We start from the raw sequence: 24,491 nt of genomic DNA, 5'->3' as shown, positions 1-24,491 counted from the left end.
TTAGTGGTTATCGGCATGTTTTCTATAATAACAATATTATTTGTTCCTATTTATTTAGAGATTAAAAGATATTTTTATGGAGGTCGTTTATAATGACTTTGTCTAAAGTTAAGCCGTGCCCGTTTTGTCCGCCGGATGAAGCACTCGTTGAATATGTTCCCCATGTGGGGGTGCGCTGCCGGAATTGCCTGACATTCGGCCCGGAAGGAGCAGATCAACGGGCGTCCGTTAAAAAGTGGAACGCCAGAGCCAAAGAGAAGGTTGGGGGGCAGATAAAGAACTGCCCCTGGTGCGGGGAGGCTGCTGGCCTGTTTGAGATCAGATCGCCGGAGGCGGTAGCAGAAGAGGGATTTTTTGTGCAGTGCACTAACAGCGACTGTTGCGCAACCGGACCATTAACGTACCCGCTGGCAGCTGCTGCCGTTTCAGCATGGAACACCAGAAGAGGGGAGAAGGGATGAGTAAAATTGCCCCTTTGATGACGAAAGAAGAAGTGGCGGAATACCTCGGGGTCAGCAAGTCCACACTAGAGAGACACATCCGCCAGGGAAAGTTCCCTGACGGCTTCCGCCTCAAGAATGGTCATCTTCGCTGGACGCAGGAAGCGGTTCTGGCTGAGGTCGAGAAGGCCCAGAACGAGGCGCAATCTGCGTAAGCTCACTGGCCGTAACACATTTTTCAAGAAGGAGGTCTGCCCATTCTTGGGCGATCTCCTTTCTTTTCTCCAGATGCAGGGATCGATTGTACGCCGCTTCGACTTTATCTTTTGAGACATGGGCTAACATCAGGTCGATCACATAGCGATCTTCTGGCCGCCTTTCGTTCATGATTGAAGAAAATGAAGAGCGGAAACCGTGCGGAACATGACGCCCGGCGTATCCATTCCTTTTCAAAATCATTGATAGGGCCATATCACTCATCGGCTTTTCTGGTGATCGGATAGCGGCGAATATATAAGGGGAATGGGTAGTAAATGGCTTTACGGCCTCCAGAATCTCTAAAGCCTGCCTACTGAGCGGCACGATGTGGGGCCTCTTCATCTTCATCCGTTCGGCAGGGATTTCCCACACATCGCCATTTATTTCGGACCAGAGCATCCCCCGAACTTCTCCCGACCGAGCCGCCGTTAGAGCCAGAAAGCGCAAGGCAAGCAAGGACACAGGATAAGCAGCTACCCCGTCCAGATGGTGCATCATCTCCTGGAGTTCAGGCAGGTTCGTGATGGCATTCTGGCGGCCTTTCGGTACCTTCTTGAGTATACCTTTCAGAGGGGCCGCCTGGTCTGTCTGGGCCAGACCGCAGGCAATACCGTACAGAAACACGGCGCTGATGCGCTGGCAAATCCGATGTGCAGTCTCGATGGCCCGCTGAGCCTCCACTCGTTTCAGGAGAGCCAAAACCATCGGAGACGTAATCTCATTGAGAGGCACGTTGCCGATTGCCGGATAGACGTACCGTTCCAGGCTACTCACCACGTCAGAGTGGTGCTTGACGGATCTCCATGTCGGAGCCGTATGCTCGATCCATCGCTCTGCTACCCGGCGGAATGCGCCTTCATCGTTCGCAGCGGAGGCCTTCTTTTGTTTCTGTGTCAGGCCGGGGTCGATACCGGCTCGCAGCTCTGTACGGGCGGCCTCCTTTGCCTGCCGGGCCTCGGATAAGCTGACTTCCGGGTATGCTCCGAATGAGAGCTTGCGCTCTTTTCCCCCGATCCTGTATTTCAAGTGCCAGTGTTTCGAGCCGTTGGGCCGGACCAGAAGATAAAGCCCTTGGCTGTCCGCCATTTTGTAAGGTTTTTCCTTACCCTTGGCGTTTCTGATTTCCGTATTTGTCAGCATGGTGTCTCGCCGGAAAATGAGGCCCCCATATAGGCCCCCAAATTGATGCGCTGCGGTGCGTTATGATGCGCCGTAGTGAATAGGTATATCAGAAAGAAATGGCAGATTTCTGCGGGTTTTGGCAATGCTTGAATAGGTTTGAAATATGTCTTGTGGCGGATGGGGTGGGATTCGAACCCACGGTACGCTTCCACGCACGCTGGTTTTCAAGACCAGTTCCTTAAACCGCTCGGACACCCATCCGTTGTCTGTGTTCCCCAGGGTGGGAACATCTACTTCCCTACAAGAAAAGCTGAGACGGCTTCTGATACTGATTCAGATGTGGTGCGTCAAGCGGTGGAGCAGCGATCGGTGCTGATGGGGGTCGGAAAAGGAAAGGCCGCCTCATTGTGGAGCGGCCTTCTTTAATCCCCGCTGGAGCAGGGGATAGATGTTCAAACTGATTTTTAGCCTTTCCTCTTACGGGGAGGGTAAAGGGTAACTGCTACAGAAATGTTAATGTGCAGATTGGAGTGTTTGACCAGAAGCGGGAGGACGATCATTGTCACGAAAAGACTGGTATACGACCAGTTCTGTATGATAGAATATGCGACATCATAGAGCATGATATGTCTCCTTGGCTTTAAGGGGATGAAAAGGGCGGGGGCGGCCACCCCTGCCTTTTTCTTTAGTCAGTGTATATTCTGGTAGGAGCTTTGCTGTACAAACGGATTCAGTGCGCTAGCATGTCTTTTCGTGAAAGCTCATTTTTTGTCTCCTTTAAAGAGACTCAAACTTTGCCTTCATCGTCGCATTCCCCCGTGTGAGCCGCTTGATCGTGACATCCTGCGCCTTACCATTGGCAATGCGGAGGTTCTTCTCTGATGAGGCCAAGCTTTCTTTGACCTTCTGGAGATGGGAGATGGATTTGTCGATCTCCTCGATGGCCTTCTCGAACTGCCGGTGGGCGAGGTCATAGTTGCGGGCGAAGCCGTTCTTGAAGGCCTCCAGCTTTTCCTCAAAACTGGTCACGTCGATATTCTGCTGGCGTGTCAGTTCCAGCTCCCGTTTATAGGCCAGCGCATTGGTGGCGGCATTGCGGAGCAGGGAGATGATCTGAAGGAAGAACTGCGGGCGGATGACGTACATCTTGGGATAACGGTGTGACACATCCACGATGCCCGTATTGTACAGCTCGCTCTCAGGCTCCAGCAGGGAGACCAGCACGGCATATTCGCACTTCTTCTCCGTACGGTCCTTGTCCAGCTCCTTCAGGAAGTCCTCATTCTTCTTTCGGGTGGTGGTGCTGTCAGTCTCGTTCTTCATCTCGAACATGATGGAGATGATTTCTGTGCCGCTCTCATCTGCATCCCGGAAGATGTAGTCGCCCTTGCTGCCGGAGCGGGCATCATTGTCCTTCTCGAAATAGGCCCGGGGGAAGGCCATCGCCCGGGAGCGGTTGAATTCCACTTCGCAATGCTGCTCCAGCGTTTCACCGACCATCTTGGTGGAGAGGCGGGCCTTCATGTCTTTCAGCCGCTCGATATGATCGTCACGGTCCTTAAGCTGAAGCTCGTAACGCTCCTTTATCTGGGTGGCATCGAGCCTGTTTTTCAGCTCGGCCTCCTTCAGGGTGCTTTGCAGGGCATCACGCTCCTGCCGCATGGCATCGACCGCTCTGGTGATGGCCAGCTCATTCTCCGTCGCACTGGCGGAGAGCTTTGCCTGTAGGGCCTGAATGTCCCGCTCCTTTGCCTGGATCGCCTCCTGTAGCTGGGCCTTCCTTTCAGCTTCGGCGAGGCGGGCGGCTGTCTGGCGGTCGGCTTCGTGCCGCTCAAGCTGGTTTTTCAGGGTCTGTATTTCAGCATCACGCTCATGCAGGGCCTGATGCATTTCCTGTTCATGAGCGAACCTGGTCCGTTCTGCGGCAAGCCGTTCCTCCTGTGCCGCCGCTTCCAGCCTTTCATGAAGCTGCCTGGAAAATTCCCTGTCCCGCACCTGTTTGACGATGTCGGCATAGCCTGCATTGTCCAGCGAGAACGCCTTGTGGCAGTGCGGGCAGGTAATGTCATGTGTGGTCATGGAGGGAGCCTTTCAGGATGTGGTTTTCAGATGCAGCCTGAAGCCGCTGGCATTCTGGTCTTCCAGACCGGGGCGGAGTTCTCTGGTCCTGGGGGCATAATCCCCACTGGCCGCAGAGCGGAACGGAATGGGAGCTGTCGTCTCCAGGGCATAGAGACGCTCCCTGTAGCGTTCGACAAGCTCCGAAAACCCTTCGCCGTACTCTTCCAGCCGGTCGGCACTATGGACCAGAAAGGAGGGCAGGGTGGTGAAGCCGGTATAGAAGAGCGTTCCGTGTGTGAGGGGGAAGAGAAGATCATCAATGGGGCCACAGATGCCCCGGGCGGAATAGTCATGCTCCGTGCCGCCGATCGTCACGCTCAGCATGGCCAGCTTGCCCTTCATGCAGCCATCGCCGTAGCTTTTGCCCGTGCCATAGGCAAAACCGGCAGAGAAGACACGTTCAAACCACCCTTTCAGGATGGCCGGAGCCGAAAACCACCAGAGCGGAAACTGGAAGATGACGGCATCAGCCCAACGGAGTTTTTCCTGTTCCGCTTTCACGTCATCCGTCAGCTGGCCAGCTTTATAGGCCCGTGCGGAGGCGGCAGCGACATTCAGGGGGTCTGCTGTTTCATGAGGGAAGTCGGCCTGATCGACGGTCGCCTTCCAGTCCATGCGGTACAGGTCGGAAAGCTGGACGTCATGACCAAGGGAGTTCAGTTCACGGGTGGCAATGTCCACCAGGGCACCATTCAGGGAATGACGTTCAGGGTGGGCGAGGACGAGAAGGACATTCATGGGGTACATCTTTCGCGCTGTTCAGGGAAAAGCAGGCAGGCTACGCCTCCGGTCATGGGGAGGCAACGGCCTTCCCGTGCCGGAAAGCGGGAAAAGCTTGACGGGAAACGGGAGAGGCCGTAAAGGCGTAGGAAGTTTACGGACACGTCACTCCGCGAGGGTTCGCGCAGTGGCGCGTTTGTCATGGAATTAAGGATAGCCCGTGTTCGAGCAGCTCTCTGGCAGAATGTCGAAAGTTTTCGAAGGTCTCTCTCGCGGGGAGAAGCTTTCGGAGGGTGACGTCACCGAGGCCATGCGCGAGGTCCGTCTGGCCATGCTGGAGGCCGACGTGGCCCTGCCCGTGGTGCGCAGCTTCGTCAGCAAGGTGAAGGAGCGTGCTGTCGGTGGTGAGGTGCTGGATGGCGTCTCTTCCGGTCAGGCCGTGGCGAAGATCGTCAATGATGCGCTGATCGAGGCTCTGGGCGGTGCCGGTGCCGTTCCGCTGAACCTGTCGGCTCCGGCTCCTATTCCTTATCTTCTGGTCGGTCTTCAGGGGGCGGGCAAGACCACGACGGCCGGCAAGCTGGCTCTGCGTCTTGCCAGCCGTGAGCGGAAGAAAGTGCTGCTCGCCAGTCTGGACGTGCAGCGTCCGGCCGCCCAGCTCCAGCTCCAGCAGATTGCCGAGCAGGTGGGGGGGCGCACGAACGGGCTGGTCACCTCCCTGCCGATCGAGCCGGGTCAGGGGCCTGTCGAGATTGCCCGCCGTGCGCTGGATGCAGGCCGCCGTGAAGGCTTCGACATCGTCATTCTGGATACCGCAGGGCGTCTGGCGATTGATGAAGCCCTGATGGATGAGGTCCGTCAGGTCCGGGACGTGGCAAAGCCGGTGGAAACGCTGCTGGTTGTTGATGCCATGACCGGTCAGGATGCCGTCAATACTGCACAGTCCTTCAAGGACCAGATCGGCCTGACCGGTGTCATCATGAGCCGCATGGATGGTGATGCCCGTGGTGGTGCCGCCCTCTCCATGAAGGCCGTGACAGGAGAGCCTATCAAGTTCACTGGGTCCGGTGAAAAGATGGAGGCTCTCGAAGAGTTTCATCCCGAGCGTGTTGCCGGGCGCATTCTGGGGCTGGGCGATGTCGCCGGGCTGGTGGAAAAAGCGTCCGAGCAGCTCGATCAGGAAGAAGGTGAGCGTGTTGCCAAGCGGATGCTCGCCGGCAAGTTTGATCTGAATGACTATGTCTCGCAGATCAATCAGATCAATCGCCTTGGCTCCATCTCCGGCATTCTTGGTATGCTGCCGGGCATGGACAAGCTGAAGGATAAGCTGGCGGGGAAGGATCTGGACACGTCCATTTTCAACCGCCACAAGGCGATCATTTCCTCCATGACGGCGCAGGAGCGCAGCGCACCGGAGATCATCAAGGCGTCACGCAAGAAGCGCATCGCCCTTGGGTCCGGCACGAGCGTTCCGGAAGTCAACCGGCTGCTGAAGCAGTTCAGTGAGATGTCCACCATGATGAAACGTCTAAACAAGATGGGCGGTCTGACGGGACTGATGCGTGGCATGGGGGGTGCCGGTGGTCTGGGCGATATGTTCAAGGGGATGGAAGGTCCGGGAGGCCGTCCACCTTTTGGCTGAGTGTCCTCTTGGCTGTCTGTCTTTTTGTAATGTTCTGATGATGCAGGAGTTATTATGAGCCTGAAGATCCGTCTGTCCCGCGCAGGTGCGAAGAAGCGTCCGTACTACCACATCGTGGTTGCTGACAGCCGCAGCCCGCGCGATGGCCGCTTCGTCGAGAAGGTGGGTGCCTACAACCCGATGCTGCCGTCCGACCACGGTGAGCGCGTGCGTCTGAACGACGAGCGCATTAAGCACTGGCTGGAGAAGGGTGCCCAGGCAACTGACCGTGTGGCCCGTTTCCTCGGTCATGCCGGTCTGGCACCGAAGCCGGCTTTCCGTGAGCAGCCCAAGAAATCCGCTCCGAAGAAGAAGGCCCAGGAGCGTGCCGCAGCAGCTGAAGCCGCCAAGGCAGCCGAGGCCTGATCAGGCCTGAGCGGGAGATTTCTTCTTGTCACACCGTCCTTCACATCAGGATGTTCTGGTCGCCACGATAGGCCGGCCGCATGGCGTGCGGGGGCTTGTGCGCCTGCACCCGGCAACGGAACATCCCGAGACGCTCGAGGAACTCGGGCCTCTTCATGATGAGACGGGTACTGTGTGGCAGATATGCTGGAAGGCACCGGGCATTGCTGCCGTTCTGGGACAGGACGGACAGCCTCTGCCGGACCGTACGGCGGCAGAAAAGCTGGTGAACCGAAAGCTCTATGTGCCTCGTGAGGCTCTGCCGGAGGTGGAGGAGGATGAGTTCTATCATATCGATCTGATCGGTATGGAGGCCGTCCTTGCTTCCGGGGAAACCGTGGGGCGTGTTGTCAGTGTCCATGATTATGGGGCTGGCACCAGTCTGGAGCTGGAAGCAGGGCAGCTGATCCCTTTCACCCTGGCCTGCGTGCCGGACGTGGACATGAAGGCGAAACGCCTCGTGGTCGTTCCGCCGGAAGCCGTGGAAGTGGAGGGCGATCTGGCTGGTGAGGTGGAAGTCCGGTCATGACATGGCAGGCTGACATTCTGACCCTCTTTCCGGAGATGTTCCCCGGCCCGCTGGGCTGCTCCCTTGCGGGGCGTGCTCTGGAGCGGAATCTGTGGGCTTGCAGAACGCATGACCTCCGTCCCTTCGGGCAGGGCGTGCACAAGGCTCTGGATGATGCTCCCTTTGGCGGAGGAGCAGGGATGGTCATGCGGCCGGACGTGCTGGATGACGCCCTGACCAGCGTGAGGCAGGCAGATGATGGACGCCCGGTGATCTATCCGACACCACGGGGCCGTCGTCTGGAGCAGAAGGATATTGCACGCTACGTTCAGGGAGAAGGCGTTGTCATTCTCTGTGGGCGGTTCGAGGGAGTTGATGAGCGGGTACTGGAGAAACATGCGATCGAACAGGTCTGCATGGGGGATTTTGTCCTCTCCGGAGGAGAAATACCGGCACTGGCACTCCTTGATGGCTGTGTGAGACTTCTGCCGGGTGTGATGGGGTCAGCCCTGAGCGGGGAGGAAGAAAGTTTCTCCGCCGGTCTGCTGGAATATCCCCAGTACACACGGCCTGCCACATGGGAGGGGAGGGATGTCCCGCCCGTCCTGCTTTCTGGCAATCATGGGGAAATCGCCCGCTGGCGAGATGAGAAATCCATCGCTGTGACCCGTACACGCCGCCCGGACCTCTGGGCCGTCTATGAGCAGCAGCAACAGAGTTGAGTTTTTTTCAGGAGTTTGAAGCATGAACATCATTCAGCAGTATGAGGCGCGCGAAATGGAGCGTCTTTCCGCTATCCGCAGCGTTCCTGAATTCGCAGCCGGTGATACCGTGCGTGTCGGCGTGCGCGTTGTCGAAGGTACACGTGAACGTGTACAGGTCTTCGAAGGTGTCGTGATTGCCCGCTCAAACTGCGGTCTGGGCAGCAGCTTCACGGTGCGCAAGGTGTCCAACGGTGAGGGTGTGGAGCGTGTTTTCCCGCTTTTCTCCCCGGCAGTTGCTGATATTACGGTTGTTCGCCGTGGTAAGGTTCGTCGTGCGAAGCTATACTACCTCCGTGGCCGCTCCGGTAAGTCCGCCCGTATTGCCGAGCGTCCGCGTGATATCAAGAAGGAGGGCTGATTTTCAGCTCTCATAAGGAGATGAGAGAGAATGCAGAATCCGGTTACCCCAAGAACCTTGTATGACAAGATCTGGGACGATCATGTGGTGAAAACCCTTGAGGACGGAACAAGCCTTCTCTACATCGACCGCCACCTCCTCCATGAGGTGACCAGCCCGCAGGCTTTCGAGAGTCTGCGGGCCGCCGGACGCCCGGTGCGGCGTCCCGATGCCACGATGGCCGTGGCAGACCATAACGTCCCGACCTCTGACCGCTCCCAGCCGGTGGAAGACCCGCAGAGCCGCCTCCAGATCGAAACGCTGGAAGCGAACGTCAAGGCGTTCGGCGTTCCCTATTTTCCGTTGCGTTCCCGCCAGCAGGGCATCGTGCATGTCGTCGGGCCGGAGCAGGGTGTCTCCCTGCCGGGCATGACGATCGTCTGCGGGGACAGCCATACCTCCACACATGGGGCTTTTGGCTCTCTGGCCTTTGGCATTGGCACGTCCGAGGTGGAGCATGTCCTGGCCACCCAGACCCTGCTCCAGAAGCGCAGCAAGAACATGCGTGTGCGGGTTGAGGGTGATGTCGCTCCGGGCGTGACAGCCAAGGACATCATGCTCAGCATCATCGGCCGCATCGGCACGGCTGGGGGAACCGGCCATGTGATCGAATTTGCCGGTTCAGCCATCCGTAAGCTGGACATGGCCGGACGTATGACGCTCTGCAACATGTCCATCGAGGCCGGTGCCCGTGCTGGCATGGTGGCCCCGGATGAGACGACATTCAGTTATGTCAGGGGCCGTCCTTTCGCGCCGCAGGGTGAAGCCTTCGAGCAGGCCGTGGCCTACTGGAAGACTCTGGCCACGGATGAAGGTGCCCACTTTGATGAAGAAGTGGTGCTGGATGCTGCCGAAATCAGCCCGTCCGTGACATGGGGCACAAGCCCTGAAGATGTGCTGCCCATCACCGGCACCGTGCCACGCCCTGAAGATTTTGCAGACCCGGCCAAGGCCGAGCGCATCCGCCGTACTCTGGCCTATATGGGGCTGGAAGCCGGACAGAAGATTGCCGGGACACCGGTGGATGTCGTCTTCATCGGCTCCTGCACGAACAGCCGCATTGAAGACCTCAGGGCCGCTGCTGCCGTGCTGAAGGGCCGCAAGGTGGCCGAAGGCGTGCGGGCCATGGTCGTGCCGGGGTCTGGTCTTGTCCGCTATGCGGCGGAAGAAGAGGGGCTGGACAGGATTTTCCGTGATGCCGGTTTTGAATGGCGTGAGGCTGGCTGCTCCATGTGTCTGGGCATGAACCCGGACAAGCTGAGTGCCGGACAGCGTTCTGCGTCCACCTCCAACCGTAATTTTGAAGGGCGTCAGGGGCCTGATGGCCGCACCCATCTCTGTTCTCCCACAATGGCTGCCGCTGCGGCCGTGATGGGGGTGCTGTGCGATGCACGGGATTTGCTGGAGCCTGAACTGGCAGAAGGAGCCGCCTGATCATGGAAAAATTCACCCGCCTGACAAGCGTCGCTGCCGCCCTGCCGCAGGAAAACGTGGATACGGACCAGATCATTCCGGCCCGCTTCCTCAAGACCATCCGTCGCACCGGTCTGGGCAAGCATCTTTTTGCGGGCCAGCGTTACGATGCCGAGGGTAATGAGAATCCTGACTTCGTGCTGAACAAACCGGCCTATCGCAAGGCTGGCATCCTGATCACGCTGGACAATCTCGGCTGTGGCTCATCCCGTGAGCACGCTCCCTGGGCATTGCTGGATTTCGGCATACGCTGCGTGATTGCTCCGAGCTTTGCGGACATTTTCTATAATAACTGTTTCAAGAATGGCATCCTGCCCATTCGTCTGCCCCGTGAGCAGTGCCTCGCCCTGATGGACGATGCCAGTCATGGCGAAAATGCCCGTCTGACGGTTGATCTGGAGAAGCAGGAAATTCACCGCCCGGATGGTGAGGTCATTTCTTTCGAGATGGACCCGTTCCGTCGGCAGGTTCTTCTGGAGGGGCTGGATGACGTGGCCCAGACACTGAAGAACCATGAGCAGGCCATTCGTGCGTTCGAGGCCCGGCCTTCCCGTGCGTGGGTGCCGTCCACGAAGCAGGCTGGCCGTCCGCAGAGTGTCATTGGTGGCGGAGGAGAGCAGGTATGAGCACAAAACAGAAAATCCTGCTGCTGCCGGGTGATGGCATCGGCCCGGAAATCATGGAACAGGCCGTCAGGATCATTGACTGGCTGAAGGCCGAGCGTGGCCTTGATGTTGACCTGTCGGAGGACCTCGTGGGTGGTGCTTCTCTGGCGAAGCATGATGTGCCGATCCGGGATGAAGTGATCGCTAAAGCGAAGGCGGCAGATGCCGTGCTGTTCGGTTCCGTGGGCGATCCGGTATGGAAAGATGTGCCGTTCGACCGTCGCCCGGAGGTTGCTATCCTGCGCCTGCGGAAGGAGCTGAATCTTTACGCCAATCTGCGCCCTGCCAAGCTGTTCGATCCGCTGCTCTCGGCTTCCGCCCTGAAGCCGGATGTCGTGCGCGGGCTGGACCTGATGATCGTGCGGGAGACCGTCGGTGGCATCTATTTCGGGGAACCCCGTGGGGTTGAGACTCTGCCGGATGGGACAAAGCGTGGCGTGAATACGGAAGTCTATACGACTGCCGAGATCGAGCGTGTGGCCCGTGTGGCATTTGACCTTGCCCGTTTGCGGAGCGGCCGTGTCTGCTCCGTGGAGAAGGGCAACGTCATGGAGAGCGGCCTGCTCTGGCGTGAGGTCATCACGGACCTGCACAGGCGTGACTATTCTGACGTGACGCTGACGCACATGCTGGCCGATAACTGTGCCATGCAGCTCGTGCGTGACCCCCGTCAGTTTGACGTGATGGTGACGGGCAATCTCTTTGGTGATCTGCTGTCCGATCTTGCTTCCATGTTGACCGGGTCTCTGGGAATGCTGCCTTCTGCCACGCTGGGCACTCCGGAAGGGACGGATAAGCAGGCTGCCCTGTATGAGCCGATTCATGGCAGTGCGCCGGATATTGCCGGGAAGGGTATTGCCAATCCGCTGGCGCAGATTCTGTCCTTGGCCATGATGCTGCGTTATTCGCTGGATCGTGGTGAGGATTCCGAGCTGATCGAGCAGGCCGTGTCCAATGTTCTGGCTTCCGGGTTGCGGACGGCGGATATTGCCGCTGCCGGGGAAGCCCGTGTCAGCACGGCGGAGATGGGGGCGGCGGTCCTGAAGGAACTTCAGAAACTCGCCTGATTTCCGGATGACTGTGCTATGAACTGTCATGCGCCCGCCTGTGTCTCACGGGCGGGCGTTTTTTTGAGATGTAAGAGGAACGGACATGTCACTCGCTGCTGAACGGATGGGGCGTATCCTGCCAAGCCAGACCATCGCCATCACGCAGAAGGCCAGAGCCTTGAAGGCGGAAGGACGGGACATCATCAGCCTGTCTGCTGGTGAACCGGATTTTGATACGCCTGATTTCATCAAGAAGGCAGCGATTGAGGCCATCCAGCGGGGTGAGACAAAATATACCGATGTTGCCGGTACTCCGGCCCTCCGCAAGGCCGTGGCAGAACGACTGAATGCCGATTTCGGTCTGGATTACCGGGCAGAGGAAATCTGCATCTCCACGGGGGGCAAGCAGGTCATCTATAATGCGATGGTGGCAACGCTGAATGCGGGGGATGAGGTCATCATTCCAGCTCCGGCATGGGTGTCCTATCCTGACATCGTGCAGCTGGCAGATGGTACGCCAAGGATCGTGCCGACCACGCCCGAGACGGGGTTCCGTCTGACAGCGGAGCAGCTGCGCAAGGCCATCACGCCCCGCACACGCTGGCTTGTGCTGAACTCTCCCTGCAATCCGACAGGCAGTGCCTATTCGCGTGAAGAGCTGAAAGCCCTGACGGATGTTCTGCTGGAGCATCCGCAGGTCTGGGTTCTGACGGACGACATTTACGCCAAGCTGACCTATGAGGGGCGGGAAGCCTGCACGGTCGTGCAGGTGGAACCCCGCCTGCGGGAGCGGACCCTGACAATGAATGGCGTCAGCAAGGCCTATGCCATGACCGGCTGGCGCATCGGTTTTGCGGCCGCTCCCGTGGCCCTGACACAGCAGCTCATCAAGCTGCAGGGGCAGAGCACCAGCAATGCCTGTTCCATCGCCCAGGCAGCGGCACTGGCGGCAGTGTCCGGCCCGCAGGATTTCATCGGGGAGATGGTAGCCGTCTATCAGAAGCGGCGTGACCTCGTGGTGGATGCCCTTTCTGCTGTACCGGGCCTGTCCTGTGCCCGGCCGGAGGGGGCCTTCTATGTGTTCGTGTCCGTGCAGCAGCTTCTGGGCAGGCGCACGGCAGGCGGGCATGTGCTGAAGAGTGATGAGGATTTTGTCAGGGCACTGCTGGAGGAAACGGGCGTGGCTGCCGTTCACGGGGAGGCTTTCCTGCTGCCGGGCTATTTCCGTGTGTCCTACGCCACCAGTACGGAACTTCTGGAAGAAGCCTGCCGCCGCATTGCCCGCTTCTGTGAAGGGTTGGTCTGATGTTCAGGCCCTCTCAGCGTCTCACCACATTGCCGACACCGGCCACGATCGCCATGGCCGCCCGTGCCCGTGAGCTGAAAGCGCAGGGCAAGCCGGTCATTTCTCTGGCTCTGGGGCAGCCTGATTTTCCATCACCAGCGGCGGCTCTGGAAGGGGCCATAGCCCAGGTGAAGGCCGGGCACACTGGATACCCGCCCATTCCTGGTCAGAAGTCGCTGCTGGAGGCGATCGCCGGGAAATTCAGGCGGGATAACGGGCTGGAGGTGTCTCTGGACCAGCTGATGGTCTGCAATGGTGGCAAGCAGGCCATTTTCAATGCCTTCATGGCTTCGCTGGATGAAGGGGATGAAGTGATCGTCCCGGCACCATACTGGGTCAGCTATCCGCTGATTGCCCGGATGTTCGGTGGCGTGCCGGTGGAGGTTGCCTGCCGGGAAGAAGACGGGTTCCGCCCGCAGGCTGAGGCCATTCGGACAGCCATCACACCCCGGACCCGCTGGCTTGTGCTGAACTTCCCCAACAATCCGACCGGGGCCATTCTGGAGCGGGCTGATCTGGAGGCGATTGCAGAGGTTCTTCGGGAAGCTCCGCATGTCATGGTGATGAGTGACGAGATTTACGAGCACCTGACATTCGATGGCAGGCACCATCTCTCTCTGCTGAATGTGGCCCCGGACCTTGCCGATCGTATCCTCATCATCAATGGCATGAGCAAGGCCTATGCCATGACAGGCTGGCGGGTCGGGTTCGCCTGTGGCCCCGTGCCGCTCATCAGGGCGATGATCAAGGTGCAGGGGAACACGACATCGGGCATCTGCACTCTGGCGCAGGGCGGCTCCGTGGCTGCTCTTCAGGAAGACATTGCCGGTGTGCAGGCCATGCGGGAGACCTATGAGCGGCGTCGTGAACTTGTGGTCGGTGCGCTGCGGCAGATTGAAGGTCTGAGCTGTGCCCTGCCGCAGGGGGCCTTCTATGCCTATCCGGGGCTGTCAGCCCTGATTGGCAGAAAATCAGCCGGTGGGCGTGTGCTGAGTGATGACGTGGCTTTTGCGGAAGCCCTTCTGGAGGAAGCCCACGTGGCGACCGTGCCGGGTTCAGCCTTCGGGTATGGGCCGCATCTGCGTCTGTCTTTTGCGGCGTCTGATGCAGAGCTGAAGGAAGCCTGTCAGAGGCTGGCCCGGTTCGTGCAGGGGATCACGGACTGACAGGCAGGAGCCATTCTTCCCGGTCGTGGTGAAGAATGGCTCTTTTTTATTTCAGGGCCGCTGGTTCCATTCATTCAGCAGGGTGATGACGGATTGTGGGGTCATCTGGCGGGCCGAGCCGAGGGCGAGGGTGCCATCAGGGTTCAGCAGGCGGCCTTGAGGGGTGAGAACAAGGACAGTCGGCACGGCCTTGATGGTCACGCCATACTGCCGGGTCAGCTCCATGTTGGTGTCAAAGTGCCCGACATTGACAGGCACGACCACGAAATGCTCGTCCAGCCACAGGCTGACGGATGGTACGGCAAAAATGCCCGCAAGAATGCGGCAGTCCGGGCACCAGTTCCCTCCGAAATCCAGCAGGACACGGCGGTTCGTCCTGGCTGCGGTCAGGAAGGCTTCATGCACCTGTTTTGTGGCGAGATCAGCCGGTGGGTAGGGCGCACGGGCCGGGGTGATGGCGGCCATTTTGCTGATGTCCGGCAGGGGAGCTGGTGCCGGGGCTGCGCCGGCGGGCAGGGTGGCCATCAGGCCGGCAAGGATGAGGGCGGGATGATGGAAACGCATTGGCAATGTCTCCTGTAAGCAGGTGCAGAAAAATTACAGTCCATGATTAGCGGAAAGGTAACAATATGGCGTTAAACAGGGCAAACTGAGAGAGCTGTTCTTGATAACCCGCAATCTCCTGATTAGGGTATGCACTCACTTTAAGAAGGATGATGTGCTTGTGGTAAGACGGAAACGGCCAATTTTTTACACCTCTTCACGGAAGGAGATATCGGTCTTCTCAACATTGGGGAGGATGGTCGTTCTGCTGGGGCTTACTTTCATTTTCCTTGTACTGGTACGATTCTACCAGCCTGCAACCCATCTCATGCAGTATCTTGTCGGGACATCCGTCTGGCAGTGGCTCTATGGTCTTTTCCATGTGGAAACGGCCTTGGGGCGGGAACAGCTGATCCTTGTGGGGATCGTGCTGTCCTGCTTTTGTCTGGCCCTGCTGGTCCAGATTCTGGGGCTGTGGGTTCTCCGTCACTTCCGGCGTTAAGGCCGGGACCGACGGGCACGGAACAGGGCTGCGGACGCAACGCAGAACCAGGAAAGAATGATCAGCGTTCCTCCCAGAGGGGCCAGCCGGGCGGTAAAGAGAATGCCGAATCCGTGCAGTGTGACGGGAATGCTGAACAGGGCGGTACCAAGGGCCAGTCCGGCGCAGCCGATGGTGAGACGTAACGGGTGAAGCTGCCGGCTTCCCAGTGACAGGGCACAGAGGGCAATACCGTGCCAGAGGGCAATGTCGGCGGCCATGTGCATCATGCGTCTTCCATCAGGGACGGGAAAGACCGTATTGGGCAGATGTGTGGCCATGGCCTGACAGGCTACGGCCAGACCGGCATAGAGTGCTCCCAGAGCAAACAGGGCTTTCAGGAAAAACGCCATGCGGGAGGGAATTGGTCTGTCGTGGGGGAGCATAGTGGTTATAACCCGGCTGGATGAAAGTCAGGGCATTGTCTCAGCTGCCCGGAAGGATGAGAAGAGGGAAGCCGTATGAAATTGCATCATGTAGCCTGTATTGTGCTCCTGTCTCTGGGGGGCTGTGGCCTTACGCCGCCGCCTGCTCCACGGGTACCTCCCTTGCCCAAAGGCCCCGTGTCACCGCCCACGCCGAAACTGTCGGCTGATGACGTGTCCCTGTTACAGCAGATCAACGCCCGCTCCGCTTACATGAAGGCCGTGACGGGGCTGGCGGCACTGCACAGCGATGACGAGCTGATCCGGGGTTTTGCGGCCCAGCAGGCCAAGGATTACGACAAGACATATACGGCAGCCCAGAAAATGGCTGGCATCTATACCCTGTCACTGTCTGATGCACAGTCTGCCACGGAAAAGAACCGGCTGGCTGTATTGGGCAGACTTTATGGCCGGTCTTTTAACCGGAATTTTCTGTATGCGCTGATACATGCCTCTACAGTCAAGGAAAGGGCTGCACTGGGACAGGCAAAGAAAAATGGAAGCACGGCAGATATGAAAAGTCTGGCAGGAGCTGCTCTGGAGCTGCTGGAACGGAGCCGGGAGCAGGGGATCGGCCTGAAAAATCGCTGAATTCCGGCGGGATAAATGAAGATGGCAGCAGAGAGTTCTTCCACTTCATGATTTTGTCATAATTTTGACGCTTTCTTGATGGTGTGTTACATGACTTGGTCATCGGGAGTAAAAGACCTGTCATTCTGTCGGTTTCCACAAATATCCTGCTTCTTCCATTATCATGAGGCAGTAGGAGTAAATGCTCCGGAATAGAAGAGAGACGGGTTTTATGGTGTATCGCTTTGTTACGATTGTTGAATTATAGAAAATGCAGGATGAGTCTTATCTGAACGAACATTCCCTCCGTGAGGCACTGGACAGGATGGGAATGGGCAGCAGGGGAGTGTCGGTCGCTCAGGAAAGCGTGGATGCCCCGTCACAGCAGAATCATGGTGGCAGCATCGGCAGGGGGCGAACCGTCTCCCGCGGGCGGCCCCTTCAGCCAACGCCCCGTCGCCGCCGTTTTGCCGGGGATGATACGGTCGTCGTGGAGCATCAGTCTCTCGGCCGTCCTTCGCAGAAGCGGAATGTCAGCCGTATGGCCGTTGCGGCGGAAGTCGGACAGGAGCAGGAAAGGCTGAAGCAGAGCCTGCAGCGTGAAAGACGGCGGGCGCATGATGCGGAGACCGAGCTGGCGGCCTTGAATGAGCGCATCCGTGCCGTGAACACCCAGATGACGCATCTGCGTCTTCAGGTGGAAGAGGGAAAGAAGGCCATCCAGCAGCGTGATGACAGCATCCTGCGCCTCCGGGCGGAGCTGCATCGGGTCCGTGAGCAGAAGACCCGCCGTGTGGCGGCACCCGCCAGGGTGAAGACAGCTTCCGCTGAGATGGAAGATGATGGTCAGGAGCCGGCACCTGTGCAATGGTGGACAGACTGACCGATCATGCCGTGATGGCGATTTCCGCCCTGCTGTAGGGAGGGGCATGGCGGGCGGCGTTATTGACGGAGTGTCTGGAATGACTGATGGACTCTGGCATGGAAGGGAATGGCAGGCCTCCCGTCCGCTGAAGATCGTTCATGTCGGGGATTTTTTCTTCAGCCTGAAACGGAAGGCTCCCAGCCAGTTCAGCGTGGGTGGCAAGCTCTCCAATGGCCTGATACGGAATGGCCATCATGTCATCGACTTTTCCTACAGGGATGTGGCCCGTACCGGTGGCTGGTTTGGCAGCCGCAGGATGGGGCGGCATCATCTTTTCCGTGCCCTGAAGGAGTTTCTGGCCTTCAGTGCGCCCGATATCCTGCTCCTGGGGCATGGATACATGATCCCGCCTTCCGTCATTGATGAGCTGCGCCGTCAGCAGCCCGGCATGGTCGTGGCGCAGTGGAATGTTGATGCCCTGTTCGTCAAGGATAATGCACGGGATTTCGCGGCCCGTCATCAGGTCGTGGATGTCAGTTTCATCTCCACGGCGGGGCCGGTCGTGCGGCAGATCGTGGGGGACAAGGGGCGGGTCGCTTTTCTGCCCAACCCGGTGGACCGCAGTGTTGAACGGGGGCAGGCCTTCGCTCTGGCCTATCCTGAAGCGGATATTTTCTATTCCTGTGGAAATCCGGCCCGGCTACGGACCATCTGTGGGCAGGACTGGGACATGGATGATTTCTGTGAGCTTCTGGAAGAAAGGCTGCCGCCCTCAGTACGCTTTGCCTATGCGGGGGTGAGGGGGCAGCCTTATGTCAGTGGGGCTGCCTATGGCACCCTGCTGGAACAGGCCGCCATGGGCCTGAACATCAGCCGACGTGCGGATTATTACCTGTACAGTTCGGATCGTCTGGCCCAGATGGTCGGCAATGGTCAGCTGGTCTTCATGGAACGGCAGACAGGGTATGACAGTCTGTTCTCCGATCAGGAAATGACCTTTTTCAGCAGTCTGGATGAGCTGGTGGAGCTGATCGGCCAGTATCACAAGGCTCCTCAGGCCCGCAGGGAGGTCGCCCGGGCCGGGTGGCAGCGGTATCATGCCCTGTTCAATGAATGTGCCGTGGCCGATTACATCATGGGGCAGACCCTGGGGACGCTGCCAGAGGATGTCCATGCGTGGCGTTATCTGACAGGCCTGTGAAATCCTTTCAGGGGGTCAGGCCGATCCTGTAGTCGGAGAACATGCGGCCCCATCCGGCCAGTTCTTCGTCTCTGGAGCATGTATCAGGCGTGTCCGTATTGGCGAAGATCATGCGGCTGTCGGCAACGTGGTCCTTGCCGAAATTGACGAACATCACCCTGAAATCCAGAGATGGATAGCGGGCGGCAATCGCCTCCACCAGGGTCTGGAAACTGGCACTGGCAACGTGGGCCGGACGATGCTGCCCGGCATAGAAAAGACTGTCCCGCCAGCTGCGGACAAACAGTACCCGCTGCGACCTGTGGCAGAGACTGTCAATCTCTTGAATCATGGTATGGAACCGGTGCCGTAACAGGGGGAGCTGGGCGTGGAACATTTCCACGGAGGTATGTTCCCCTGCCTGTTTTTCCAGACAGTTGTGATAGACAAGCAGCGTATCCCGGCAGCGCAGGGCATTGTGATGACCATAGAGGCATTTTGTTGAAAGCAGCTCGGAAAAATCATGTTGAAATAGTGAGATCAATGTATGGAATGGTGTGAGGAACTGGTCGAAAAGCCTTGAACCAGTACGACCATAATGGGCTTCTATGGCCTGATTGACTATTTCATCTCCTCCTAGTGAAATAATGCCGTCGAACAGCTGTGTCTCGCCTTCTAGTGTAGGCATGGGACCGGGCCAAACTCTACTGATTTCTTCCCTGAATTCGAACATTTCTTCATCGGTACGCCAAGGATGACGGTAGAGAGGTTCATGGCGAATAGTGTCATGTATGGCTCTGTTGCGCATAGCCAATTCGTGACTACCATGGCTGTGGGAGGGTAAGGTATCTAGACCGCCTCTTAGATAGAAGAGTTGTCCACGTTCAGGGCTAAGATGTTGAGACAGCCCACCATATCCTGCGCGAAGAAAACGTTGAGTATGTTCGACATGCTCTTCGCCATACTTTTCAAATCGGATATCTAGATAGCCAACATAAGCTAATGCCTTAGCATGATAACCGACGCAGAGTGCTTGATGCATGGGGGCAATAAAGGGGTTTTCGGGAGTGCCATCTCCTGATGAAATGTCATTATCAATTTCTATAGTGATTTCTGGCATAAAGTTGACGTGGCCATAACGCTCAATGGCGTTGACCCAAGGTCGTTCCCAACCGAAGATGGTTGGGAAACAGTCGTCTTCAAGAATGATGATCCAGTCACATAGCTTTTCCTCTTTGAGATACCAGAGGACACGATTGCGGTTCCATGAGATGCCTTTGTTACGCCCAGTAATATGGGGGATGTTTTTTTGTTTTAGTAAGTCTGGCGTTCCATCAGTGGACCCATCATCAGCAACGATGAGTTCATGAGCTGTGCTGGTATGGCTTTTGATGCTGGCGATAACATTTTGAAGAGCATCTTTACGATTGTACGTAATGATACCGATACCTAGTTTTCCAGTCATAAGGCACCTTGTCAAGTGAGTGGTGAAGGGAGGTTAGAGAGCAACTTTGGACACATTATCGAACAATTGCCTAAATTGCTCTGCATAAGGGCCGTTCCAGCCGTTCCATGGTTTGGGAGAACCAGTAAAATGAACAGCAAAAGGGTTAACTAATCCTTCATCGTATATGTTTTTCCATGAAGTAGGAAGAAGCTGGCTAGCTTCAGCGCAACCGGGTCCGCAACAAACATTCCAGTTTTGATGAATAAAGTGGACATGGCTGTAAAAGACACGGTTTAGTATATCTTGTTCATTCATCCAGAATAGCGTGTTACATAGCTGTCCGCATTCTTCTGCTTGGGACGAATTGATTGTCAGCGTGTTGAATATTAAAATTCCGTCTTGGAAATAATCATCAGATTTTAAGACTCCTAGAGCTCCACGATGATAGTCAATAAGTTGAGCACCACCAGCAATAACCTCCGGGATGTGGAAGCCGCTCGTTTGTGCAGGAATGAGTAATAGATCTCTGGTGGCACCGATCTGTGCTGTGCGGGGGACGCTATAGTATAGTAGGCTTGGACATGCTTTGAAAAAAATATCATCATCTACATAGATAATACGAGGAAATCTAGCGAACAGAGTTGGAATGGCTAAACGATAGAAGACCGTGCGGTCGGTTGTTTCAAGGTGAGTAGGTTTATAAGTTGTCATCCACTCTGATACGTTTACAAAGTGAATTTGAGACTGCTCGTTGGCAAAAAGGCGGCGTCCCGTGATCATGGTATGGTCGGATATATTTTCATATAACATATAGAGGGCTACTTTTACTCCCGGGAGAAGGTGATTGACCCCCGAAAGAGCGGTAGCATAAGCGTTGGTGGCGTTATGCTCAGCAAGAGGTAGAGCAAGTGGTATAAATCCCGCCGGAGGTGGAAGAACGATTTGCATAACCCAACCAGATTATTTAACAGACGGTCCAGCAATATAGAAGTTTCCGGGGGGGGAGGCAACAGCGTGCAAAGGGATGTAGAGATGGCTGAAGTTGTTTTTCACTATGTGGAAACAGGGCATCAGGGCTGGCTGGCTGTTAGATGCAAGGATTACGGAATATGTCACGTTCGCCCTGACGAGATGGTTCGTCGGGACGAGCAGGGCGAGCCTCTCTATATTCCTTTGCTGGCGATGACGTTGCCCGGTCATCCTGACTATGTGTTCCTTATTGCCGCTCCGGAGGCGGAAGGGACGGTGCTGCCCGTTCTCTGGGTCAAGCATTTTTCTTACAAGGGGGCGGTGCTGCCGTTCCGTCGTGTCGACATCATCGGCTATGAACGGCGCATCGGTCTCCGGAATCTTCTGAAGCCAAGCCATTGCTGTACGGCCCAGCCCTGGAACAGCAACAGCGGTGTTAATGAGTTCATCGGTGATTGCAGCCATATGCTGGGGTGGGAGCATTTCCAGCTGCACGAAGTGGCGGCGACTGAAGAGCTGCGCCAGTTCGGTGAGGACATGGCGGCTCATTTCACGGCCTTTCCGTCCGTCGACCATTTTGAAACCCTGATCAGCCATTATGAAGGACCTTATCTGGGCTGGCTGCTGGACTCCATGGTGCCGGTAGCCTCATGGGCCGTCATCCGGGATATGGGGAAGGCACTGCTGGACCAGGCTCCGCTGCGTGACGTTTTCCTCCGCTGTGTCGGGGATACGGTCTGGCGGGATGGCTGGGACTGCCTTGCCCGCTGGGCGAAGGACAGGGACAGCTACCCGGCCGAAGAACGGGGCTGCCCGCTGGGTGATGCCGTCCTGACCTATGGGCAGCCGGATGCGCCGGCCGGTTTTGCCCAGGCAACCCTGCATACGGCCCGGGCCAGCATACAGCCACGCAAGCGTGTCTGCATCATGTCCACCATCCGTAATGAGGGCATCTATGTTCTGGAGTGGCTTGCCTACCACAGGAGCATCGGGGTCGATCATTTCTTCATCTACAGCAATGACAATAATGACCGCTCCGATCTGCTGCTGAAGGCACTGCATGATGAGGGGGTCATCACCTTCATCGAGAACCCGGTTGCGCCGGGCATGTCCGCCCAGATGAAGGCCTATGGGCATGGGCTGAACATTCTGCCGAACATTCTGGATTATGAGTGGTGCTTCATTCTGGATGGTGACGAGTTCATCACTCTGGCCCCATCCTACCGTATGGTGGGTGACTATCTCCAGGCGTTCTCCCGCTGGGAGAGTGACGCCATCGCCCTGAACTGGAAGTTCGTGGCCTCCGAGGTCAACCGGAACGGGCTGGCGGACCTGACCAAGCCGCTGACGCAGCGCAACCAGAAGATCGTTTCACAGGGGGGCATTGGTGAGGGCTGGCGTCTCGTCAAGTCCGCCGTCCGTCCGGGACGGGCGATCCAGTCCCGGCCTCACCATCCGATCTGGGTGGGAGCTGAGCGTTTCACGTACCGTCTGACCGACGGTTCCATTCATGGTTACCGCAACCCGCCGCCGGGCATCGGGGTCGATCCCGCTTTTGCCGACCACGGTAATTATGAGGACATCTACATCTCCCATTATTACTACAAGTCGATCATCGAATGGGTCTGGAAATATGCCCGCAACAGCGGGCTGGATGGGGCCATGTCCTTCGGTGTGGAGCGTTATGCTGACTACTGGGCCAATGCGTTCATCTGCCAGATGAACGACCCGCATGAGGGGCGGAATGACAAAATTCTGGTCCGGGCCGAGGCCCTGTTTGATGAACTGGCCAGGCTGCGGAGCATCAGCAGCATTGCCCATGCCGAGAACACCGTGCGTGAAACCTGGCAGGAGCGTCTTCTGGCCCTGCTGGACATGGTGGAAGAAGCGGATGTCGCTTCCCGCCTGAAAGAGGAATGGCGGTATGTGCTTGATCCTCTGACTGAGGAGAAGCAGGGCAGCATTCCACTGCATCAGATATGACGACATGAAAAAAGGCCCCTCCAGATCGGAGGGGCCTTTTTCAGTTCAGGGCCGTGGGATGTGATGGCTCACTGTACATGCTCATGGAACTGGGCAGCCCGCAGATGGCTGCGGTTATAGTCCAGCTCGGGATGATTCAGCTGGAGGCCGATCGCCATGGAGTAAGGGCTGATCTGCGGGTTGTTGCCGGTCGGTATGTCGATGAAGCGCAGGGGCGTGCTGCTGCGGCTGATGGAGACGGTGGGCGGCAGGTTGATGGTCTCGGTGAAGATTTTCTTGTCGACGATGGCTCCATCCTGAATGATGGCGACGAAGTAAGGTACGGTCACCGTATCATCAGTGGCGGCAGGGCCACGTTCCAGCTGAAGATTCAGGCTGATGCGGACACGGGTCATGGGGCGTTTCTGCTCATCCTGGGGGCCGGTACGGCAGTCACCCTGTACGGCCAGTATGTGGGTGGAGGTCAGACGGTGGGCAGCATCCAGGCCTTTTCCATCATACGTGATGCGGTCCGCCACCTGGCCGGGGATGTCAAATCTGGGGCAGGCGGGGGCAAATGTATGTGTGGTGTCCGCTTCTTCACACCCGCTGAGCAGACCAGCCAGCATGAGAGAGCCGAGGCCCGCCACAAGGCGGGAAAAGATGCGGGAAGAGAGGGAGAATGCGGGCATCGGACTCAGAAAACTCCACAAGAAAATGGTGCAGGACATTGCAGCAGACGGCAATACGGACGATATAGGGGCACAGAGCGGTGATGCTGGATAGCTTATATCCTTGTATGAGGCATCACCGGACCGTTCAATATGTTCATCGCCTGCCTGGGGAAGATTATGTCAGAACAGACGACGCCTGTAACCTCCAACTCTGCCGTCCCCGGAGCAGAATTAGCAGCCGGAAAGCCGCCACTGAAGATTCTTCTGGCGGGTCCGCGTGGTTTCTGTGCCGGGGTCGACCGGGCCATCCGCGTGGTCGAGGAGGCATTGCGCCGTTATGGGGCACCGGTTTATGTCCGCCACGAGATCGTTCATAACCGCACGGTCGTGGAAGGGCTGGAAGCCAAGGGTGCCATTTTCGTGGAGGAGCTGGATGAGGTTCCGCCGGATGGTCACGTGGTGTTTTCAGCACATGGTGTGCCCAAATCCGTTCCGGCAGAAGCGCAGCGCCGCAACCTGCTCTATCTTGATGCCACATGCCCGCTCGTCTCCAAGGTTCACCGTGAGGCGGAGCGTCACTTTGCCGGGGGCGGCCCGGAGCAGCGTCATATCCTGATGATCGGTCATGCCGGTCATCCCGAGGTTGTGGGCACCATGGGGCAGCTGCCACCAGGAGCCGTCACGCTGATCAATGATGCCAAGGAGGCAGCCGAGGTCCAGCCTGCGGATGTGAACCGTCTGGCCTTCATCACCCAGACGACCCTGTCCGTTGATGATACGGCCGAGATCGTGGACATCCTGCGTTCCCGTTTCCCCAACATCGTGGGGCCACGCCGGGAAGACATCTGCTATGCCACGACCAACCGCCAGATGGCTGTCAAGGAACTGGCAGCGGAGTGTGATCTGGTGATCGTCATTGGCTCTCCGAATTCTTCCAATTCCCAGCGTCTGCGTGAAGTGGCCGAACGGTCCCTCGCAAAACGTGCCCTGCTGGTCCCCAAGGTATCGGACATGGACTGGAGCGAGCTGGAAGGGGTGAAGACACTGGGCATGAGTGCTGGTGCCTCCGCACCGGAAAGCCTCGTGCAGGAGATGATCGAGCAGCTTTCCGTCCGTTATGATGTCACGATCGAGGAGCGCATCGTGAAGGAGGAAAACATCAATTTCCGCCTTCCGCACCCGCTCTCCGATGCGGTCTGAT

Annotated in this window: 26 protein-coding genes and 1 tRNA gene; 18 read left to right on the top strand and 9 right to left on the bottom strand. The window is 57.5% G+C overall.

Annotation, left to right across the window (positions count from 1 at the left end):
* Positions 1-92: 92 nt before the first annotated feature.
* Positions 93-461, top strand: coding sequence for a Lar family restriction alleviation protein (locus NQF87_RS08835; RefSeq protein WP_407651983.1), 369 nt, complete (start codon positions 93-95; stop codon positions 459-461).
* Positions 431-655, top strand: coding sequence for a helix-turn-helix transcriptional regulator (locus tag NQF87_RS08830; protein ID WP_407651982.1), 225 nt, complete (start codon positions 431-433; stop codon positions 653-655). The genes NQF87_RS08835 and NQF87_RS08830 overlap by 31 nt, the downstream gene beginning before the upstream one ends.
* On the opposite strand, the gene NQF87_RS03365 is transcribed toward NQF87_RS08830, so the two are convergent.
* The 4 genes from NQF87_RS03365 to NQF87_RS03350 all read right to left on the bottom strand — a co-directional run bounded on the left by NQF87_RS03365 (position 573) and on the right by NQF87_RS03350 (position 4,679).
* Entirely contained in the window at positions 573-1,838 is a 1,266-nt protein-coding gene (locus NQF87_RS03365) for a tyrosine-type recombinase/integrase (RefSeq protein WP_266126987.1), read from the bottom strand. The genes NQF87_RS08830 and NQF87_RS03365 overlap by 83 nt on opposite strands.
* A 153-nt stretch (positions 1,839-1,991) precedes the next feature.
* Positions 1,992-2,081: transfer RNA gene (locus NQF87_RS03360), tRNA-Ser, on the bottom strand.
* 516 nt (positions 2,082-2,597) lie between these two features.
* Positions 2,598-3,899, bottom strand: a complete 1,302-nt coding sequence (locus tag NQF87_RS03355; protein WP_266126986.1) for a DUF2130 domain-containing protein — start codon at positions 3,897-3,899, stop codon at positions 2,598-2,600.
* Between the two features lie 12 nt (positions 3,900-3,911).
* Entirely contained in the window at positions 3,912-4,679 is a 768-nt protein-coding gene (locus NQF87_RS03350) for an NAD(P)H-dependent oxidoreductase (protein WP_266126985.1), read from the bottom strand.
* Between the two features lie 202 nt (positions 4,680-4,881).
* Here NQF87_RS03350 and ffh point away from each other — a divergent pair, with 202 nt between their 5' ends.
* The 10 genes from ffh to NQF87_RS03300 all read left to right on the top strand — a co-directional run bounded on the left by ffh (position 4,882) and on the right by NQF87_RS03300 (position 14,114).
* Positions 4,882-6,303, top strand: a complete 1,422-nt coding sequence (gene ffh, locus NQF87_RS03345; protein ID WP_266126984.1) for a signal recognition particle protein — start codon at positions 4,882-4,884, stop codon at positions 6,301-6,303.
* A 54-nt stretch (positions 6,304-6,357) separates the two neighbouring features.
* Positions 6,358-6,708: a 30S ribosomal protein S16 gene (rpsP, locus tag NQF87_RS03340; RefSeq protein ID WP_266126983.1), complete on the top strand. Its 351-nt coding sequence runs from the start codon at positions 6,358-6,360 to the stop codon at positions 6,706-6,708.
* 25 nt (positions 6,709-6,733) lie between these two features.
* Positions 6,734-7,276 carry a ribosome maturation factor RimM gene (rimM, locus tag NQF87_RS03335; RefSeq protein ID WP_266126982.1) on the top strand — a complete coding sequence of 181 codons (543 nt, stop codon included), beginning with the start codon at positions 6,734-6,736 and terminating at the stop codon, positions 7,274-7,276.
* A complete protein-coding gene (gene trmD / locus NQF87_RS03330; RefSeq protein WP_266126981.1) occupies positions 7,273-7,977 on the top strand; it encodes a tRNA (guanosine(37)-N1)-methyltransferase TrmD in 705 nt (234 codons plus the stop codon). Before rimM ends, trmD begins: the two co-directional genes overlap by 4 nt.
* Positions 7,978-7,999: 22 nt before the next feature.
* Entirely contained in the window at positions 8,000-8,377 is a 378-nt protein-coding gene (gene rplS / locus NQF87_RS03325; protein ID WP_266126980.1) for a 50S ribosomal protein L19, read from the top strand.
* 30 nt (positions 8,378-8,407) lie between these two features.
* Positions 8,408-9,850: a 3-isopropylmalate dehydratase large subunit gene (gene leuC / locus NQF87_RS03320; protein WP_266126979.1), complete on the top strand. Its 1,443-nt coding sequence runs from the start codon at positions 8,408-8,410 to the stop codon at positions 9,848-9,850.
* A 2-nt stretch (positions 9,851-9,852) separates the two neighbouring features.
* Entirely contained in the window at positions 9,853-10,515 is a 663-nt protein-coding gene (gene leuD / locus NQF87_RS03315; RefSeq protein WP_266126978.1) for a 3-isopropylmalate dehydratase small subunit, read from the top strand.
* A complete protein-coding gene (leuB, locus tag NQF87_RS03310; protein WP_266126977.1) occupies positions 10,512-11,621 on the top strand; it encodes a 3-isopropylmalate dehydrogenase in 1,110 nt (369 codons plus the stop codon). The genes leuD and leuB overlap by 4 nt, the downstream gene beginning before the upstream one ends.
* Before the next feature lie 85 nt (positions 11,622-11,706).
* Positions 11,707-12,909, top strand: a complete 1,203-nt coding sequence (locus tag NQF87_RS03305; RefSeq protein ID WP_266126976.1) for a pyridoxal phosphate-dependent aminotransferase — start codon at positions 11,707-11,709, stop codon at positions 12,907-12,909.
* Complete coding sequence (locus tag NQF87_RS03300; protein ID WP_266126975.1) at positions 12,909-14,114, top strand: pyridoxal phosphate-dependent aminotransferase; 1,206 nt, start codon at positions 12,909-12,911, stop codon at positions 14,112-14,114. Before NQF87_RS03305 ends, NQF87_RS03300 begins: the two co-directional genes overlap by 1 nt.
* Positions 14,115-14,165: 51 nt before the next feature.
* Here the strand turns inward: NQF87_RS03300 and NQF87_RS03295 are convergent, their stop codons facing one another.
* Positions 14,166-14,678, bottom strand: a complete 513-nt coding sequence (locus NQF87_RS03295) for a thioredoxin family protein (RefSeq protein ID WP_266126974.1) — start codon at positions 14,676-14,678, stop codon at positions 14,166-14,168.
* Between the two features lie 235 nt (positions 14,679-14,913).
* On the opposite strand from NQF87_RS03295, the gene NQF87_RS03290 reads away from it, so the two are divergent.
* Complete coding sequence (locus NQF87_RS03290) at positions 14,914-15,159, top strand: hypothetical protein (protein ID WP_266126973.1); 246 nt, start codon at positions 14,914-14,916, stop codon at positions 15,157-15,159.
* Here NQF87_RS03290 and NQF87_RS03285 read toward each other — a convergent pair.
* On the bottom strand, positions 15,156-15,584 hold the full coding sequence (locus NQF87_RS03285; protein ID WP_266126972.1) for a DUF423 domain-containing protein: 429 nt from the start codon (positions 15,582-15,584) through the stop codon (positions 15,156-15,158). The two genes, NQF87_RS03290 and NQF87_RS03285, sit on opposite strands and share 4 nt — an antisense overlap.
* A 75-nt stretch (positions 15,585-15,659) precedes the next feature.
* Here NQF87_RS03285 and NQF87_RS03280 point away from each other — a divergent pair, with 75 nt between their 5' ends.
* From NQF87_RS03280 to NQF87_RS03270, 3 genes are all read left to right on the top strand, one after another.
* Positions 15,660-16,214, top strand: a complete 555-nt coding sequence (locus tag NQF87_RS03280; RefSeq protein WP_266126971.1) for a DUF4142 domain-containing protein — start codon at positions 15,660-15,662, stop codon at positions 16,212-16,214.
* A 250-nt stretch (positions 16,215-16,464) separates the two neighbouring features.
* Positions 16,465-17,076 carry a hypothetical protein gene (locus NQF87_RS03275; protein ID WP_266126970.1) on the top strand — a complete coding sequence of 204 codons (612 nt, stop codon included), beginning with the start codon at positions 16,465-16,467 and terminating at the stop codon, positions 17,074-17,076.
* A 79-nt stretch (positions 17,077-17,155) separates the two neighbouring features.
* Entirely contained in the window at positions 17,156-18,259 is a 1,104-nt protein-coding gene (locus NQF87_RS03270) for a glycosyltransferase (RefSeq protein ID WP_266126969.1), read from the top strand.
* A gap of 7 nt (positions 18,260-18,266) precedes the next feature.
* Here the strand turns inward: NQF87_RS03270 and NQF87_RS03265 are convergent, their stop codons facing one another.
* Both NQF87_RS03265 and NQF87_RS03260 read right to left on the bottom strand, forming a co-directional pair.
* Positions 18,267-19,703, bottom strand: a complete 1,437-nt coding sequence (locus NQF87_RS03265; protein ID WP_266126968.1) for a glycosyltransferase family 2 protein — start codon at positions 19,701-19,703, stop codon at positions 18,267-18,269.
* 33 nt (positions 19,704-19,736) lie between these two features.
* Positions 19,737-20,633, bottom strand: coding sequence for a glycosyltransferase family 8 protein (locus NQF87_RS03260; protein ID WP_266126967.1), 897 nt, complete (start codon positions 20,631-20,633; stop codon positions 19,737-19,739).
* Between the two features lie 84 nt (positions 20,634-20,717).
* Between NQF87_RS03260 and NQF87_RS03255 the strand changes: the two genes are divergently transcribed.
* Entirely contained in the window at positions 20,718-22,637 is a 1,920-nt protein-coding gene (locus tag NQF87_RS03255) for a glycosyltransferase family 2 protein (RefSeq protein ID WP_266126966.1), read from the top strand.
* Positions 22,638-22,705: 68 nt separating this feature from the next.
* Here NQF87_RS03255 and NQF87_RS03250 read toward each other — a convergent pair whose 3' ends face one another.
* Positions 22,706-23,308 (bottom strand): hypothetical protein, encoded by a 603-nt coding sequence (locus tag NQF87_RS03250; RefSeq protein ID WP_266126965.1) that lies wholly within the window; start codon positions 23,306-23,308, stop codon positions 22,706-22,708.
* Between the two features lie 159 nt (positions 23,309-23,467).
* Between NQF87_RS03250 and ispH the strand changes: the two genes are divergently transcribed.
* On the top strand, positions 23,468-24,490 hold the full coding sequence (gene ispH, locus NQF87_RS03245; protein ID WP_266126964.1) for a 4-hydroxy-3-methylbut-2-enyl diphosphate reductase: 1,023 nt from the start codon (positions 23,468-23,470) through the stop codon (positions 24,488-24,490).
* Position 24,491: the final 1 nt, after the last annotated feature.

It is taken from the genome of Bombella dulcis (assembly GCF_026385505.1).
GTDB classification, from domain to species: Bacteria; Pseudomonadota; Alphaproteobacteria; order Acetobacterales; family Acetobacteraceae; genus Bombella; species Bombella dulcis.
The sequence above is the reverse complement of the archived record's forward strand: the minus strand, read 5'-3'. Positions and strand labels throughout refer to the sequence as shown.

Coding starts and splice junctions, on each gene's coding strand:
- NQF87_RS03255 (WP_266126966.1), top strand. CDS start 20,718: ATGGCTGAAGTTGTTTTTCACTATGTGGAAACAGGGCATCAGGGCTGG.
- NQF87_RS03250 (WP_266126965.1), bottom strand. CDS start 23,308: ATGCCCGCATTCTCCCTCTCTTCCCGCATCTTTTCCCGCCTTGTGGCG.
- rplS (WP_266126980.1), top strand. CDS start 8,000: ATGAACATCATTCAGCAGTATGAGGCGCGCGAAATGGAGCGTCTTTCC.
- NQF87_RS03295 (WP_266126974.1), bottom strand. CDS start 14,678: ATGCGTTTCCATCATCCCGCCCTCATCCTTGCCGGCCTGATGGCCACC.
- NQF87_RS03365 (WP_266126987.1), bottom strand. CDS start 1,838: ATGCTGACAAATACGGAAATCAGAAACGCCAAGGGTAAGGAAAAACCT.
- NQF87_RS03285 (WP_266126972.1), bottom strand. CDS start 15,584: ATGCTCCCCCACGACAGACCAATTCCCTCCCGCATGGCGTTTTTCCTG.
- leuB (WP_266126977.1), top strand. CDS start 10,512: ATGAGCACAAAACAGAAAATCCTGCTGCTGCCGGGTGATGGCATCGGC.
- leuD (WP_266126978.1), top strand. CDS start 9,853: ATGGAAAAATTCACCCGCCTGACAAGCGTCGCTGCCGCCCTGCCGCAG.
- NQF87_RS08830 (WP_407651982.1), top strand. CDS start 431: ATGGAACACCAGAAGAGGGGAGAAGGGATGAGTAAAATTGCCCCTTTG.
- leuC (WP_266126979.1), top strand. CDS start 8,408: ATGCAGAATCCGGTTACCCCAAGAACCTTGTATGACAAGATCTGGGAC.
- NQF87_RS03260 (WP_266126967.1), bottom strand. CDS start 20,633: ATGCAAATCGTTCTTCCACCTCCGGCGGGATTTATACCACTTGCTCTA.
- NQF87_RS03300 (WP_266126975.1), top strand. CDS start 12,909: ATGTTCAGGCCCTCTCAGCGTCTCACCACATTGCCGACACCGGCCACG.
- trmD (WP_266126981.1), top strand. CDS start 7,273: ATGACATGGCAGGCTGACATTCTGACCCTCTTTCCGGAGATGTTCCCC.
- ispH (WP_266126964.1), top strand. CDS start 23,468: ATGTCAGAACAGACGACGCCTGTAACCTCCAACTCTGCCGTCCCCGGA.
- NQF87_RS03305 (WP_266126976.1), top strand. CDS start 11,707: ATGTCACTCGCTGCTGAACGGATGGGGCGTATCCTGCCAAGCCAGACC.
- NQF87_RS08835 (WP_407651983.1), top strand. CDS start 93: ATGACTTTGTCTAAAGTTAAGCCGTGCCCGTTTTGTCCGCCGGATGAA.
- NQF87_RS03350 (WP_266126985.1), bottom strand. CDS start 4,679: ATGAATGTCCTTCTCGTCCTCGCCCACCCTGAACGTCATTCCCTGAAT.
- NQF87_RS03355 (WP_266126986.1), bottom strand. CDS start 3,899: ATGACCACACATGACATTACCTGCCCGCACTGCCACAAGGCGTTCTCG.
- rpsP (WP_266126983.1), top strand. CDS start 6,358: ATGAGCCTGAAGATCCGTCTGTCCCGCGCAGGTGCGAAGAAGCGTCCG.
- NQF87_RS03290 (WP_266126973.1), top strand. CDS start 14,914: ATGGTCGTTCTGCTGGGGCTTACTTTCATTTTCCTTGTACTGGTACGA.
- NQF87_RS03270 (WP_266126969.1), top strand. CDS start 17,156: ATGACTGATGGACTCTGGCATGGAAGGGAATGGCAGGCCTCCCGTCCG.
- NQF87_RS03275 (WP_266126970.1), top strand. CDS start 16,465: ATGCAGGATGAGTCTTATCTGAACGAACATTCCCTCCGTGAGGCACTG.
- NQF87_RS03280 (WP_266126971.1), top strand. CDS start 15,660: ATGAAATTGCATCATGTAGCCTGTATTGTGCTCCTGTCTCTGGGGGGC.
- NQF87_RS03265 (WP_266126968.1), bottom strand. CDS start 19,703: ATGACTGGAAAACTAGGTATCGGTATCATTACGTACAATCGTAAAGAT.